The sequence below is a fragment of the Martelella mediterranea genome, from assembly GCF_021021415.1.
In the GTDB taxonomy this organism is placed as follows: Bacteria; Pseudomonadota; Alphaproteobacteria; order Rhizobiales; family Rhizobiaceae; genus Martelella; species Martelella mediterranea_C.
This window is the reverse complement of sequence record NZ_JAINWJ010000106.1, coordinates 1-406: the sequence shown is the minus strand read 5'-3', so window position 1 is coordinate 406 and position 406 is coordinate 1. Positions and strand designations below refer to the sequence as shown.

The 406-nt window shown below is 58.1% G+C and carries 1 protein-coding gene; it reads left to right on the top strand.

The window, feature by feature from the left end; translation table 11 throughout:
* The coding region (locus tag K7H91_RS25515) for a DDE-type integrase/transposase/recombinase (protein ID WP_230722967.1) at positions 1–406 on the top strand (406 nt) is incomplete at both ends.

Below are 406 nucleotides of genomic sequence, written 5' to 3'. Positions count from 1 at the left end.
CCATGGCGCGGGGCTTTGTCTATCTCTGCGCCGTCGTCGATTGGTTCAGTCGCCGCGTGCTCTCATGGCGGCTGTCGATCACGATGGAAGCGGCCTTCTGTATCGAAGCAGTCGAGGAAGCTCTGGCCCGTTATGGCAAACCCGACATCTTCAATACGGACCAGGGATCGCAGTTTACCTCTGTCGACTTCACGGCGGTGCTGAAGAAGGCGGAAATCGCCATCTCGATGGATGGCAAGGGTGCGTGGCGGGACAATGTCTTCGTCGAGCGGCTTTGGCGGTCTATCAAATACGAGGAAGTCTACCTCCACGCTTACAAGACCGTGTCCGAGGCCCGCGCTGGCATCGGCCTCTATCTGACATTTTACAACACCCGACGCCCACATTCATCCCTTGACCGGCAGAC